The organism is Streptomyces sp. LE64 (assembly GCF_052606915.1).
This window is the reverse complement of sequence record NZ_CP199708.1, coordinates 2,057,108-2,071,318: the sequence shown is the minus strand read 5'-3', so window position 1 is coordinate 2,071,318 and position 14,211 is coordinate 2,057,108. Positions and strand designations below refer to the sequence as shown.

Annotated in this window: 10 protein-coding genes; 8 read left to right on the top strand and 2 right to left on the bottom strand. The window is 75.0% G+C overall.

Annotated features, from left to right (window positions below; translation table 11 throughout):
* Nucleotides 1-33: 33 nt before the first annotated feature.
* Nucleotides 34-3,333: an FHA domain-containing protein gene (locus ACSMX9_RS09205; RefSeq protein ID WP_445402940.1), complete on the bottom strand. Its 3,300-nt coding sequence runs from the start codon at nt 3,331-3,333 to the stop codon at nt 34-36.
* 830 nt (nt 3,334-4,163) lie between these two features.
* Between ACSMX9_RS09205 and ACSMX9_RS09200 the strand changes: the two genes are divergently transcribed.
* The 4 genes from ACSMX9_RS09200 to ACSMX9_RS09185 all read left to right on the top strand — a co-directional run bounded on the left by ACSMX9_RS09200 (nt 4,164) and on the right by ACSMX9_RS09185 (nt 9,844).
* Nucleotides 4,164-5,960: a protein kinase domain-containing protein gene (locus ACSMX9_RS09200; RefSeq protein WP_445401500.1), complete on the top strand. Its 1,797-nt coding sequence runs from the start codon at nt 4,164-4,166 to the stop codon at nt 5,958-5,960.
* Nucleotides 5,961-6,075: 115 nt separating this feature from the next.
* Nucleotides 6,076-7,338 carry a serine/threonine-protein kinase gene (locus ACSMX9_RS09195; RefSeq protein WP_366115298.1) on the top strand — a complete coding sequence of 421 codons (1,263 nt, stop codon included), beginning with the start codon at nt 6,076-6,078 and terminating at the stop codon, nt 7,336-7,338.
* A 58-nt stretch (nt 7,339-7,396) separates the two neighbouring features.
* On the top strand, nt 7,397-8,503 hold the full coding sequence (prfB, locus tag ACSMX9_RS09190) for a peptide chain release factor 2 (RefSeq protein ID WP_445401498.1): 1,107 nt from the start codon (nt 7,397-7,399) through the stop codon (nt 8,501-8,503).
* A gap of 435 nt (nt 8,504-8,938) precedes the next feature.
* The gene (locus ACSMX9_RS09185) at nt 8,939-9,844 is read left to right on the top strand and encodes a hypothetical protein (RefSeq protein ID WP_445401496.1); all 906 of its coding nucleotides are present in this window, start codon (nt 8,939-8,941) and stop codon (nt 9,842-9,844) included.
* A gap of 155 nt (nt 9,845-9,999) precedes the next feature.
* Here ACSMX9_RS09185 and ACSMX9_RS09180 read toward each other — a convergent pair whose 3' ends face one another.
* Complete coding sequence (locus ACSMX9_RS09180) at nt 10,000-10,191, bottom strand: hypothetical protein (protein ID WP_445401494.1); 192 nt, start codon at nt 10,189-10,191, stop codon at nt 10,000-10,002.
* Nucleotides 10,192-10,512: 321 nt separating this feature from the next.
* Between ACSMX9_RS09180 and ftsE the strand changes: the two genes are divergently transcribed.
* The 4 genes from ftsE (at nt 10,513) to smpB (ending at nt 14,155) form a co-directional block, all read left to right on the top strand.
* On the top strand, nt 10,513-11,202 hold the full coding sequence (gene ftsE, locus ACSMX9_RS09175; RefSeq protein ID WP_445401492.1) for a cell division ATP-binding protein FtsE: 690 nt from the start codon (nt 10,513-10,515) through the stop codon (nt 11,200-11,202).
* A gap of 58 nt (nt 11,203-11,260) precedes the next feature.
* Nucleotides 11,261-12,178 (top strand): permease-like cell division protein FtsX, encoded by a 918-nt coding sequence (ftsX, locus tag ACSMX9_RS09170; protein WP_445401490.1) that lies wholly within the window; start codon nt 11,261-11,263, stop codon nt 12,176-12,178.
* A gap of 129 nt (nt 12,179-12,307) precedes the next feature.
* Nucleotides 12,308-13,612 (top strand): S41 family peptidase, encoded by a 1,305-nt coding sequence (locus ACSMX9_RS09165; protein WP_445401488.1) that lies wholly within the window; start codon nt 12,308-12,310, stop codon nt 13,610-13,612.
* Nucleotides 13,613-13,675: 63 nt separating this feature from the next.
* Nucleotides 13,676-14,155 carry an SsrA-binding protein SmpB gene (smpB, locus tag ACSMX9_RS09160; RefSeq protein WP_445401486.1) on the top strand — a complete coding sequence of 160 codons (480 nt, stop codon included), beginning with the start codon at nt 13,676-13,678 and terminating at the stop codon, nt 14,153-14,155.
* Nucleotides 14,156-14,211: the final 56 nt, after the last annotated feature.

The window sequence follows — 14,211 nt, the reverse complement described above, 5'->3', positions numbered from 1 at the left end:
GGGCCGTCGATCACGGCGGCCCGACCGGCCCGCTCACAAGAGGGACGTCACGACCTCGGCGGAGACGGACCGGGCGGCCCGTTCCACCGCGCTGGCCAACAGGGCCAGGTCGGTGGGGCCGTTGCCCAGCTCCCGCACCGGGCGGCGGGCCGGCGGGTCGCCCATCCGCTCCCAGTCGACCGGGACCACGGTGGGCCGCAGCGTCGCCGTCCGCGGTATGCGTCCGGTGACCCGGCCGGCCTGGAACCCGACGGCCGCCCCGGCCCGGCCCCGGACCGTGCCCCGGCCGGGGCCGGGTTCCTCGGGACCGACCCGCACGGGGTCGAGGACGACCCGGACACCGGACTGGCGGGCCGCCTCGCTGGCTTCCACCCGGGCGCTGCCCGCCGAGGCGGTGACCAGGTGCACCCCGAGCCGCTCGCCCTCCCGGGCCACCGCCTCCAGGGCCCGCACCACGGACCCGGCGGAGGGGCGTCCGGTGGAACCCAGCGCGGGTGACAGCAGGGCGTCGAAGTCGTCGACCACCACCACCAACCGGGGGAGCGAGGGCCCGACGACGGCCGGCCGGCGTGCCCGGGCGGGCCGCAGCCGCAGGGTGGTGCTGGGCGGAGCGTCCAGGTCCCCCGCACCGGGTCCGCCGGCACCGGGACCGAACCCGGGTGCCGCACCTCCCGCACCGGCGGAGGACGGGGTCGCCCCGGAGCCCGGCCCGCCGCGCTGCGCCACCACCCGGCCGGGGGCGTGGGAGGGCGGCGCCGGGGACGCGGCGGGGGCGCGGTCGCCGCGGTGCCACTGGCCGAAGTCGAGCGGGCCGAGCAGTTCGGCCCGGCGCTTCAGCTCCGCGCTCAGCGCCTGCGCGAACCCCCGCATGCGCACCGGGTCGTTGGCGGGGAGGTAGGTGGTGACGTGGGGGAGTTCCCCGCACACCACCAGGCCGCCCGGGCCGTCCTGCGGCGGGGTGCCGGGGCCGCCGGCGGTGTCGTGCCCCTCGACCAGGACCAGCGACAGCCGGTCGGGGCGCTCGGCGGCGGCCAGCGAAGCGGCGATCGCGCGCAGCAGCTCCGTGCGTCCGCTGCCCGCCGGGCCCTCGACCAGCAGGTGGGGGCTGTCCCCGACGAGGTCCACCGTCACCGGGCCGTGCGGTCCGGCGCCGAGCACCGCCCGGGCCCGGCCGCCCGCGTCCTGCGGGTCGTCGGCGGCGTCGGCCCACCGGGCCTGGAGCGAGGCGGGGGTGGCCCGGGCGAGGCCCAACTCGTCGAGCAGACGGGCGGACCGGGGGAGCGGGGCGGCGGCGCGCGGCCCGGGGCCGTCGCCCTCCGCGCGCAACGGGGCCAGGGCCCGGGCGAAGCGCTCGGCCCAGGCGGCGGAGACGGCGTCCACGGCCGCTGCGGTGCCGTCCCCGGCGACCCGGCCGCCGGCGATCCGCACCAGCCGGACCTCGGTGGCGACGTCCCCGCTGAGCAGGGCGACCGCTCCGCACCGCCGGAAGGCGGGCACCGACGCGCAGGCGGCCTCGTACCCCTCGGCGACGCGCGGTCCGCCCGGCGGCGGCTCCGGCACGGCCCCGGGGACCGGTTCCGCGTCGGGGTCCACCACCACCCGGGTCACGGAGGGCAGTGCGGGGGTGTCGGCCAGGCACAGCACGTGGATGCCGGCGGTCGGGCCGTCCGTGCACAGCCGGTCCACCGCGGTGCGCAGGGCGGTGGAACCGGGGTCGCCGTCCACGACGAGCACGGTGAGGGTGTCCTCGGCCCCACCACCGCGTGAGCCGTGTGCGCCGGCGCGTTCTTCCAGGGTCCGGACCAGTTCGGTGGTGCGGGTGCCGGCCTGGTCGGCGTCGTAGGCGAGCAGGAGCCGGCAGTCCTGGCCGCGGCCGGGCCGGGTGTGCGGGAGCCAGCCGATCCAGGACCAGGCGGCGACCCGTTCGGCCGCCGGACGGTCCCGGTCCGTGCCGAGCAGCACGATCTCCAGGGTCTCGGGGGCGTGGAGCGCGGAGAGCTGTGCGATCAGGGACCGGGCGACGCCCAGGATGCGTGTGCGCGGGCCCGCGAGGCCCAGCGCGCCCACCTCGCGCAGTCCGACCGTCACCGGGACGCCCGCCAGGTAGCCCGTGCCACCCGGGGCGGGCCGGTCGGCGGTGCCGAGGCGCACGGTCAGGGCCTCGGGGTGGGCGTGGTCCCGCTCCCACAGCCGGGGGCCGGGCCCCAGCGCGGTGAGCAGCAGGGTGGCCGGGTCGGGCCAGAGTTCGGGGGTGGCCGCCGGGTCGACGGCGAAGCCGCCCTCCGCGTAACCGGTGGCGGCGCTCGGCGCGGCCGGCCGGGTCGAGGTGACGGGGCCCTCGTCCGGGTGCGGGGCGGCGGGGTCGGTGTCGCGCCCGCCGCGCAGTCGGCGCGCCCAGGCGGACAGCCCGCCCCGGCGGCGGACCTCGGTCCGCGGCGGTTCGGCGTCGTACGGGTCCTCCTCGTACCGGGCGCCGTCCGGGGGTCCGTCACCGGCCTGCGGTCCGGCCCGGAAGGGAGCCGCCCCCCGGTCGGCGGGCCGGTGCCCGTAACCGGTGCCGTCCGTACCACCGGGTCCCACGGGGTCCCCGGGGCGGCGGGCGTGCGGTACCGCCGCCCCGACGTGCCCCGCGTCGGCAGGGCGCGAGGGTCCGGCTCCCGGTTCGGCTCCGTCGCGGGGGGCCGTCGCGGGCACGCCCACCCTGACGAACCCCTCCCCGTCCGGCACGGTGGGCACCGGCGGGGGCGCCTGGCGCGGGTCGGCCAACCGCAGCGTGGATTCGCCGAGTTGCAGCAGTGCGCCCGGTTCCAGGGGGACCGGGCGCCGGCCGAGGTCGGCGCCGTACAGCCGGGTGCCGTTGGTGGAGCCGAGGTCCGCGACGGTCACCCGGCCGCCGTCGACGGGGGTGACCGCGCAGTGCAGTCGGGAGACGTCCGGGTCGTCGAGGGGGATCTCCGCGTCGGCGGAGCGGCCGATGCGGACCGGCCCGCCGTGCAGCAGGTGCACCCCGCCGGCGTCCGGGCCGCCCACCACCTGGAGTTGGGCGACCGCGCCGGTGGTGTCGGGGCCGGGGCCCGGGGCGGTGGGCGCGCCGAGCGAGAGCACCGCCCCGTCCAGCAGCGGCGGTTCGCCCAGGACGGCGCGCTGCGGGTCGAGCCGTTGCGTCCCCGCGTAGACGGACATCGGCCCGTCGCCGCCCGCCACGGCCGAGACGAGGCCGGAGGCCACGGCGGCCAGCGGGGTGCCTCCGGGCGCGGTGATCAGGACGTCCCGTGCCGTCGCGCGCCCCGCGGCTTCGGGGCGTGACCCGAGGACGGTCAACCGGATCTGCATCGCCGACAGCGGTCCCTTCTGCGGATGCGCCCGGCTCGGATGGGCCGGGGCCGTGCTGTGATTCCCCCACCGCACTCCGGGCACGTAGACCAAATACGGGGGCATCCTCGCACCTGCTGCCGACAACACGCCCGGCCGCCACCTGTTCGTGATCTTGATTGGCCGGCTCTGCTCGGAAAAGTGCCTGTTCAATGCGGTCGCCGAACCCGTTCCAGACCGTTCGGTGACTCTTCGCGCCCCCTTGACGTCGCTCGGCGCCGAACGGCGTTCCGCCCGGCGCCACGGCCTCCGGTGGGCCGCGCCACACCCGGCAACCGGAACGCCCGCGCCCACGTCCTACCGACCGACGGGAACCGGCAGCGGGCCGGCGAGGGAGCGCGGGGAGCCGATGGACTGCTGACACGTGACGCGGAGCCGGGGAGACCGGCGCCACGGCCCCGGAGCAGCCGGTACGGGCCGCGCCGGGCGTCGGGAGCGGTGCCCGGCGCCCGGCTCCGCGCCGGTAGGACCCGGTGGACGCGGGGCGCGGCACTACAGTGGGGCGGAACGCCCGGTGCTCCCGGGCCCCGCCCCGGCCCGCAGCGGCGCCGGACGCGGGGGCGGGGCGGACCGGTCGGTGGTGCTCGTGGGCCCGGAGCTTCCGGGTGTGACGGAAGCGTCCGGATGACCCCCGGCGGACGGGGGTAGTCCGCAGGAGCCACCGCCGTGCGGGTCGCGTCCGGTCACGTCCGACCGGTTCCGATCGACCCGGGCGCCCGACCGGACACCACCAGCAGACCCGACCCGTCCACCACCCGATCCAGACCGACCCAGAGCAGGGAGCGCATGACGTGCGGCCGGTAGGAAGCAAGTACCTCCTGGAGGAGCCGCTCGGGCGCGGTGCCACGGGCACCGTCTGGCGCGCGCGGCAACGCGAGACGGCGGGTGCCGAGGCGGCCGTCCCGGGGCAGCCCGGCGAGACCGTGGCCATCAAGGTCCTCAAGGAGGAGCTGGCCAACGACGCCGACATCGTCATGCGGTTCCTGCGCGAGCGGTCGGTGCTGCTCCGGCTCACCCACCCCAACATCGTCCGGGTCCGCGACCTGGTCGTGGAGGGGGACCTGCTCGCCCTGGTGATGGACCTGGTCGAGGGCCCCGACCTGCACCGCTACCTCCGGGAGAACGGCCCGTTCACCCCGGTCGCGGGCGCCCTGCTGACCGCGCAGATCGCCGACGCGCTGGCCGCCAGCCACGCGGACGGGGTGGTGCACCGGGACCTCAAGCCCGCGAACGTCCTGCTGCGGCAGGACGGGGGCGGCATGCACCCGCTGCTCACCGACTTCGGGATCGCCCGCCTCGCCGACTCGCCGGGCCTGACCCGCACCCACGAGTTCGTCGGCACCCCCGCCTACGTGGCCCCCGAGTCGGCGGAGGGCCGTCCGCAGACCAGCGCCGTCGACATCTACGGCGCCGGCATCCTGCTGTACGAGCTGCTCACCGGCCGTCCGCCGTTCGGCGGCGGCAGCGCCCTCGAAGTGCTCCACCAGCACCTGAGCGCCGAGCCGCGCCGCCCCTCCACCGTGCCCGAGCCGCTGTGGACGGTGATAGAGCGCTGCCTGCGCAAGGACCCCGACCAGCGGCCCAGTGCCGAGAACCTGGCCCGGGCGCTGCGCGTGGTGGCCGAGGGCGTCGGGGTGCACGCCAACTCGACGCAGATCGCCGCCGCCGAGGGGGTGGGCGCCCTGCTGGCCCCGGACCCGTCGCCCACCGCCGTCCCCGAGGTGCCCGGCGCCGCCGACCCCACCGCGGTGCTCCCGCACACCGGGGCGCCCGCCCCGTTCGCCGGCGCCCACGACCCGAACGCGGCCACCAGCTTCCTGCCGCCCGCCGCGGCCCCCGGCGCCGCCGACCCGACCGCGGTCCTGCCCAGCACCGGCCCCGCCGCCGACCCCACCGCCGTGCTGCCCCCGGTGCCGGGCCACGCCCCCGGCGCGCCGGGCGGCCCCGACGATCCGCACCCCTGGCAGAACCAGCTGCGGGCCGCGCGCGACCGCAACGAGCAGACCCAGGTTCAGTACCTCGACCCGAACGAGGACCCGCTGCGCCGGCGCCCGCAGCGTCAGGCCCCTCCGCGTCCCCCGCAGCAACCGCAGCAGCACCAGCCCCACCAGGCACCGCAGCACCAACCGCAGCAGCGGTACGCGCCGCAGCACCAGGCTCCGCCGCCCCCGCAGCCCCAGCAATACGCCCCGCCGCCCCCGCCGCAGCGGTACGCGCCCGCCCCGGTCCCCGAGCGGCAGCCGCAGCACTACGCCCCGCCGCGGGAGCCGGCGCCCCGCGCCCCCCGGGAGCCGCGCCCGCCGCGCGAGCCCCGGCAGCGCAGCGCCAACCCGATGCGCATCCCCGGCCTCGGCTGTCTGAAGGGCTGCCTGTTCACCTTCCTGATCCTGTTCGTCGCGGGCTGGCTGATCTGGGAGCTGAGCCCCCTCCAGGAGTGGATCGGCACCGGAAAGGGCTACTGGGAGCAGCTCGGCGACTGGTTCGGACAGTTCACCGGCCTGGTCGGCGACCTGGTGGGCAGCGGCGGGGAGGAGAGCGGCAGCGGCGGCCAGACCGGCGGCGGCACCGGCGGCGGCACCAAGCCCTGACCCCGGCCGAGCTGGGTGACTTGTCGACATTCCCGGGGCGATTCGGCCCCGCGGTGTGCCGGTCGCCGATCCGGACGCGTAGCTTTGTCGCCAACACGCGTCCGTAGGAGCAGCCTTGGCACGGAAGATCGGCAGCCGGTACAGCGCGCACCAGATCCTGGGCCGCGGCAGTGCCGGCACGGTGTGGCTGGGCGAGGGTCCCGAGGGGCCCGTCGCCATCAAACTGCTGCGTGAGGACCTCGCGGCCGACCAGGAACTGGTGGGCCGCTTCGTCCAGGAACGCACCGCCCTGCTCGGGCTCCACCACCCCAACGTGGTCCCCGTCCGCGACCTGGTCGTGGACGGCAACGACCTCGCCCTGGTCATGGACCTGGTGCGCGGCACCGACCTGCGCTCCCGGCTCGACCGGGACCGCAGGCTCGCCCCGGAGGCCGCCGTCGCGATCGTCGCCGACGTCGCGGACGGGCTCGCCGCCGCGCACGCCGCGGGCGTCGTCCACCGGGACGTCAAGCCCGAGAACGTCCTCCTCGACATGCAGGGCCCCCTCGGGCCCGGCGGCAGCCACCGCGCGCTGCTCACCGACTTCGGGGTGGCCAAGCTCATCGACACCCCGCGCCAGGTCAAGGCCACGAAGATCATCGGGACCCCGGACTACCTGGCCCCCGAGATCGTCGAGGGACTGCCGCCGCGCGCCGCCGTCGACATCTACGCCCTCGCCACGGTGCTCTACGAACTCCTCGCCGGGTTCACCCCCTTCGGCGGCGGACACCCCGGGGCGGTGCTGCGCCGGCACGTCACCGAACGGGTGGCCCCGCTGCCCGGCATCCCCGACGAGCTGTGGCAGCTGATCGTCCAGTGCCTGGCCAAGGCCCCCGCCTCCCGGCTGCGCGCCTCCGAGCTGTGCGGTCGGCTGCGGGAGCAGCTGCCGCTGCTCGCCGGGATGCCGCCGCTGAACGTCGACGAACCCGACGACTCCGAGGAACCGGGGGACCAGGACGGCGCGGACGGGTTCGACGGCGCCCGGGAGGCCGACCCCGAGGCGAACGCCTCCGAACCGGACGGGGCGCCGCCGGCGCGCCGCGCCGCGGTGGCGCTGGTGCCCGGGCCGGCGCCCGACTCCAACCGGGACACCCACACCAGCATGCGGGTGCCCGAACGGGACGAACTGGACGGCGGGGCGCACGGCACCGCCCGGGTGCCGCGGGCCGCGGGGGCGCCGCGCCCCGGCTCCGCCCGGAACCGGGCGGCCGTCACCCGCCGACGCCGGCTGGTGCTGGGCGCGGCGGCGGTGGTGCTGGCCGCGGCGGCCGGGGTGACCGCCTGGGCGGTCGGGGACGAGGCCCCGCCGAAGGCCCCGGGCAGCTCCACGGCCCCGTAGTACCGGGCCCGCCGTGGGCGCGAGCCCGGCAGCGGACCCGAGCGGTTACGCTGGAGCCGTGGCAGTCGTCGACGTATCCGAAGAGCTCAAGTCCCTCTCCTCGACCATGGAGTCGATCGAGGCCGTCCTGGACCTCGACAGGCTGAGGGCGGACATCGCCGTGCTGGAGGAGCAGGCCGCGGCCCCCTCCCTCTGGGACGACCCGGAGGCGGCGCAGAAGATCACCAGCAAGCTCTCGCACCTCCAGGCCGAGGTGCGCAAGGCGGAGACGCTGCGCGGCCGGATCGACGACCTGTCCGTGCTGTTCGAGCTGGCCGAGGCCGAGGACGACGCGGACGCCCGCGCCGAGGCCGAGAACGAGCTGACCGAGGTCCGCAAGGCGCTGGACGAGATGGAGGTGCGCACCCTCCTGTCCGGCGAGTACGACGCCCGTGAGGCCCTGGTCAACATCCGGGCCGAGGCGGGCGGCGTGGACGCCGCCGACTTCGCCGAGCAGCTCCAGCGCATGTACCTGCGCTGGGCCGAGCGCCACGGCTACAAGGCCGAGGTCTACGAGACCTCCTACGCGGAGGAGGCGGGCATCAAGTCCACCACCTTCGCCGTCCAGGTGCCGTACGCCTACGGCACCCTCTCGGTGGAGCAGGGCACCCACCGGCTGGTGCGGATCTCCCCGTTCGACAACCAGGGCCGGCGCCAGACCTCGTTCGCGGGCGTCGAGGTGCTGCCCGTGGTCGAGCAGTCCGACCACGTGGACATCGACGAGTCGGAGCTGCGCATCGACGTGTACCGCTCCTCGGGCCCCGGCGGCCAGGGCGTCAACACCACCGACTCCGCGGTCCGCATCACGCACCTGCCGACCGGCATCGTCGTCTCCTGCCAGAACGAGCGCTCGCAGATCCAGAACAAGGCGACCGCGATGAACGTCCTCCAGGCGAAGCTGTTGGAGCGCCGCCGCCAGGAGGAGCAGGCCAAGATGGACGCGTTGAAGGGCGACGGCGGCAACTCCTGGGGCAACCAGATGCGTTCCTACGTCCTGCACCCCTACCAGATGGTCAAGGACCTGCGGACGGATTACGAGGTCGGCAATCCGCAGGCGGTGCTGGACGGCGAGATCGACGGCTTCCTCGAAGCCGGAATCCGCTGGCGCAAGCAGCAGGAGAAGTAGCGGCGACGGTGGGGGAGCGCGGGCGCTCCCCGTGCACCGCCTTGCTTCTTTGTCGACAAGGTAACCCCGACGGGGATTCCGCCCTTCTCGTGCGAGTGAATTCCGCGGATATCCCCGAACGCCCCCGGAGCCCCGTCCGTCCGGGCCCGACTGCCGCCCCCGGGGCGGCAGTTGTCGCTTCCGCCCGTGTTCCGTGTCACCGTCGCATAAACCTCGAACCCCTAAGTGCCCTTATTTCGGGCATCACGCGCGCAACGGCCTTGACGCGTTTACCGAAACTGGGAAGGGTGAACGCGGCATGCGCATCTCTGGGGTGTGTGTGAACGGGGTGATGGTGCGCGGCGAGGTCGTTTTCGCAACGCGCGGTACTTCCCCCTCGAGTCCACGGCCCCGGCGCTGCTCCATTGACGATGAGCTACTGGGGGTAGCAACCAGATGACCAAGAAGACCCGGGTCCGAGTCGCACGGATCGCGGCCGGCGCGCTGATCGCCGCCGGAGCGTCCCTCACCGTGGCGGGCGCGGCCCAGGCCCTCACCGCTGCCGACGCCGGCAGCGCGATCACTCCCTCCGACGACCCCACCATCCCCGGCCCGACCACCGCGGGCGGCTCCAGCGGTGACGCCACCACCGGCGAGACCACGACCGGCGAGACCACGACCGGTGAGACCACCACGGGCGAGACGACGACCGGTGAAGTCACTACCGGCGGGGTCACCACCGTGGGCGGCGCCACCACCACGGGAACCTCCGGCACCGGCGCTACCGGTGCTACCGGCACCACTGGTACGACCGGCACTACCGGAACCACCGGCACGACGGGCAATACCAGTACCACGGGCACCTCCGGCACCTCCGGCACCACTGGTACGACGGGCACCTCCGGCACCACCGGCACCGACGGCGGCAACATCGGCACCTCCGGCAGCACCTCCACGGGCAGCACCGGCACCTCCGGCGGCGGTGACGACGACGATGACGACGACGACACCGGCACCTCAGGCGGCAACAGCATCGGCGGCAGCACCAGTGGCGGAAGCACCGGGGGCGACGACGAGGGCCCCGGCCCCGACCTCGCCGCCCCCCTGCTCCCGCAGGGACAGGGCAAGGACAGCCTGACCGACACCGGCTCCCAGCCGGCCTACCAGGCCACCACCGGTTCCGGCACGGCCGGCACCGGCGGCACGGGCGCCACCGAACAGGGCAAGGCCAAGGACGAACTCGCCGAGACCGGCGCCATGGAGACCACGTTCCTGCTGGTCGGCGCCGCGACGATGATCGCCGGCGGCATCGGCTTCCGGCTGCTGCCCCGCCTGGTGGAGGGTGGCCGCGCCGCGGCCTGATCCACCCGGAACGGGCCGATCGCCCTGACGCCCGGCGGCGTCAGGGCGGACCGGTCACCCATCGTGCGCCGAGGCACTACGAACGGTGAGGGCCCGGAGCGTCACCGACGCTCCGGGCCCTCACCGTTCCCGTGTGCGGGAACGGCCGGCGGGGTTCACATCGATTGGCGGGCCAACAGCGCCAGCGCCGTGACCAGCACGGCCAACACTCCGATCAGCGCCACGGGGCTCATCGAGGACCAGTGGTTGCCCTGCTGGAGGCGCTCCCTGCTGGCACGGCAGACCGGGCAGCGCCCCTCGCTGACCGGGGCCGCGCAGTTCGCGCACACCAGTCGGTCGTAGGTCATGCCCATCCTCCTCCCGTGCGGCGGAGCCTGCCGCGACGACGTCCTCTCCGCGCAACGCTCGGGGACGCGCAGGCGTTCCCCCTCCACCACTGTGCCAGCTCCCGCGCGATTCGGCGCGGGCCGTAGGTCCCCCGTGGGCCCGGGCGCGCGCCCCGGCGGTCGGCGGGCCCCCGCGCCCCCGTGCCCGGCCCCCGCGGGGTCGGCAGCCCTTCACCGACAAACCCGGCCAAGGGGTGCCGGAGCGGGCGCCGCGGCCTGCGCGCGTCCCCCGCATTCGCGTATGGTCACGGACACCTACCCCCGGCGACCCGTGGTGCATCCGTGATCCGATTCGACAACGTCTCCAAGAACTACCCCAAGCAGAACCGTCCGGCCCTCAGAGAGGTGTCCCTGGAGGTCGAGCGCGGGGAGTTCGTGTTCCTGGTGGGGTCATCCGGCTCCGGCAAGTCCACCTTCCTGCGCCTGATCCTGCGCGAGGAACGGGCGACCCACGGCCAGGTGCACGTCCTCGGCAAGGACCTGGCCCGGCTCTCCAACTGGAAGGTGCCGCACATGCGTCGCCAGCTGGGGACGGTCTTCCAGGACTTCCGGCTGCTGCCGAACAAGACGGTCGGCGAGAACGTGGCCTTCGCCCAGGAGGTCATCGGCCGCTCCCACGGCGAGATCCGCAAGTCGGTGCCCCAGGTGCTGGACCTCGTGGGCCTCGGCGAGAAGGAGGACCGGATGCCCGGCGAGCTCTCCGGCGGTGAGCAGCAGCGCGTCGCCATCGCCCGGGCCTTCGTCAACCGTCCCAAGCTGTTGATCGCGGACGAGCCCACCGGCAACCTCGACCCGCAGACCTCGGTCGGCATCATGAAGCTGCTGGACCGGATCAACCGCACGGGCACGACCGTCGTGATGGCCACCCACGACCAGAACATCGTGGACCAGATGCGCAAGCGCGTCATCGAGCTGGAGCAGGGCCGCCTCGTCCGCGACCAGGCGCGCGGCGTCTACGGCTACCAGCACTGACCCCACGTACGCGACGTACGCGACACCACATCACGTACCGAAAGGCAGAAAGCACGCGATGCGCGCCCAGTTCGTCCTGTCGGAGATCGGCGTCGGTCTCCGCCGCAACCTGACGATGACCTTCGCGGTCGTCGTCTCGGTGGCCCTCTCGCTCGCCCTCTTCGGCGGCTCCCTGTTGATGCAGGACCAGGTCAGCACCATGAAGGGCTACTGGTACGACAAGGTCAACGTCTCGATCTTCCTGTGCAACAAGAACGACGCGGAGACCGACACGGCCTGCACCAAGGGCGCGGTGACCGGGGAGCAGAAGGAACGCATCAAGGCCGACCTGGAGAAGTTGGCCGTCGTCGACCAGGTGCACTACGAGTCCAGCGACGAGGCGTACAAGCGCTACAAGGAGCAGTACGCGGACTCCCCGCTGGCCCCGGTCCTCACCCCGGACCAGCTGCCGGAGTCCTACCGGGTCAAGCTGAAGGACCCGCAGAAGTACCAGGTGGTGTCGACCGCCTTCGCCGGCCGGGACGGCGTCCACTCGGTGGAGGACCAGCGGGAGACGCTCAGCAACCTCTTCGAACTCCTCGACGGGATGCGGATCACCGCGCTCGCGGTGATGGGGCTGATGCTGGCCGTCGCGCTGATGCTGATCGTCAACACGGTGCGGGTGTCGGCGTTCAGCCGGCGCCGGGAGACCGGGATCATGCGGCTCGTCGGCGCGTCCGGCTTCTACATCCAGGCGCCCTTCATCATGGAGGCCGCCGTGGCCGGCCTCCTCGGCGGCCTGGTGGCCTGCGGGTTCCTGCTGGTCGGCCGGTACTTCATGATCGACCACGGGCTGATGCTGGCCGAGAAGATGCCGCTGATCAACTTCATCGGCTGGGACGCGGTGCTGAAGACGCTGCCCCTGGTCCTGGTGATCAGCCTGCTGATGCCCGCCCTGGCCGCGTTCGTCGCGCTGCGCAAGTACCTGAAGGTCTGAGCCCTCGGCCACCCCGGGGCGCACGGCCCGCGCCCGGGGACCGGTCGCACCCCTCGGTGTGAGATTCGCCCCGGGCGCCGTACGGTCAACCCACCGTACGGCGCCCGGCGTTGTCCTAGACTCACCGCCATGTCAGGTCCCGACCTGTTCACCCCGCCCCGCCGCGTCCGCCGCGGGGCGGCTCTGACCTTGGTGTTCACCAGTGTCCTGGTCACCGGCGCCGCCGCCGGCTCCTGGTCCCGCGCCACCGGTGAGGACCCGCACCCGGTTCCGGTCGCCGCCGGCGGGCCCGCGGCACCGGACGGGACGGCCCGGGAGGCGGTGGACGCCGCGGCCGCCGCCCTGGTGGACGGCAAGTCCCCCGTGGAGGCGGCCCGCCGGGCGGTGAGCCGCAGCGGCGACCGCTGGGGCGCGGTCTACTCGGAGGCCGAGTACGCCGAGTTCGCCCGGGCCCTGGACGGCGAGTACACCGGCGTCGGCCTGTGGGCCCGCCGGGTGGGCGGCGGCCTGATCGAGGTCACCCGGGTACGGGCCGGGGGCCCCGCGGAGCGGGCCGGGGTGCGGGAGCGCGACCTGATCCGCGGGGTCGACGGGGTCCCCGCGGACGGGCGCCCGGTCACCGAGGTCATCGGGCTGCTGCGCGGGCGCGGGCCGGCCGCCCCCGGTACCGAGGTCCGCCTCGACCTGCAACGCGGGGACCGCCGCTGGACCGCGGCCCTGCGCCGGGCGGTGCTCACCACCGAACCGGTGACCGTCGAACGCCTCGGCACCCCCGCCGCCCCCCGCGTCCTGATCAAGGTGGCGGCCTTCACCCAGGGCTCCGGCGCCCAGGTGCGGTCCGCGGTGCGCGAGGCACCCTCGGGCGCGGGCATCCTGCTGGACCTGCGGGGCAACTCCGGCGGGCTGGTCAGCGAGGCGGCGGAGGCGGCCTCGGCCTTCCTGGACGGCGGGCTGGTCGCCACCTACGACGTCCGGGGCGAGGAGCACGCGGTGCACGCGGCGCCCGGCGGCGACGTCCGGCGCCCGGTGGTGGCGCTGGTGGACGGCGGCACCATGAGCGCGGCCGAACTGCTGACCGGGGCGCTGAAGGACCGCGGCCGGGCGGTGGTGGTCGGCTCCCGGACCTTCGGCAAGGGCTCCGTGCAGCTCCCGAGCCCGCTCCCGGACGGCTCGGTCGCCGAGCTGACCGTGGGCCACTACCGCACCCCCTCGGGACGCGGGGTCGACGGCCGCGGCATCACCCCCGACCTGGAGGCCACCGACACCGGCCCGGCCGCCCCCGCCGGTCCCCCCACACCGCCCCCCGCCCCCGCCACCGGGGGAGCGGCCCCCGGACCTCCCGAGGACGGCGGCGACGGGGGCGCCGTGGACCTGCCGGACGCCGTGGAGCGCCGGGCGGAATCCGTGCTGAACGGCCTGGGGGTCCGGCGGTGAGCCGGCCGACCCCGCAAATGCACTGGCCCCGGCCCCCCTCCGTGGTGCGAAGATGGCGTCACTATGGCTAAGGAAAAAGGGCGCAAGCTGATCGCGCAGAACAAGAAGGCGCGGCACGACTACCACCTGCTGGACACCTACGAGGCCGGACTGGTCCTCACGGGCACCGAGGTCAAGTCGCTGCGCCAGGGGCGGGCCTCCCTCGTCGACGGCTTCGTGCAGCTCGACGACAACGAGGCGTGGCTGCACAACGTGCACGTGCCGGAGTACAGCCAGGGCACCTGGACCAACCACTCGGCCCGTCGGAAGCGGAAGCTGCTGATGCACCGGGCGGAGATCGACAAGCTGTTCTCGAAGTCCCAGGAGACCGGGCACACCATCGTGCCGCTGGCCCTGTACTTCAAGGACGGCCGGGCCAAGGTCGAGATCGCGCTGGCCAAGGGCAAGAAGGAGTACGACAAGCGGCAGACCCTGCGGGAGAAGCAGGACCGCCGCGAGACGGACCGGGCGATCTCGGCGGCCCGCCGCCGTCAGCGCGCCTGACGCCGTCGCCCGCGACCCGCGCGGAAACGCGGTGGCACCCCGCGGTGCTCTTCCCC

Excerpts from the sequence above, each read along its gene's own strand:
- ACSMX9_RS09165 (WP_445401488.1), top strand. The coding sequence starts at position 12,308 with ATGTCAGGTCCCGACCTGTTCACCCCGCCCCGCCGCGTCCGCCGCGGG.
- smpB (WP_445401486.1), top strand. The coding sequence starts at position 13,676 with ATGGCTAAGGAAAAAGGGCGCAAGCTGATCGCGCAGAACAAGAAGGCG.
- ACSMX9_RS09185 (WP_445401496.1), top strand. The coding sequence starts at position 8,939 with ATGACCAAGAAGACCCGGGTCCGAGTCGCACGGATCGCGGCCGGCGCG.
- ACSMX9_RS09180 (WP_445401494.1), bottom strand. The coding sequence starts at position 10,191 with ATGACCTACGACCGACTGGTGTGCGCGAACTGCGCGGCCCCGGTCAGC.
- ACSMX9_RS09205 (WP_445402940.1), bottom strand. The coding sequence starts at position 3,333 with ATGCAGATCCGGTTGACCGTCCTCGGGTCACGCCCCGAAGCCGCGGGG.
- ftsX (WP_445401490.1), top strand. The coding sequence starts at position 11,261 with ATGCGCGCCCAGTTCGTCCTGTCGGAGATCGGCGTCGGTCTCCGCCGC.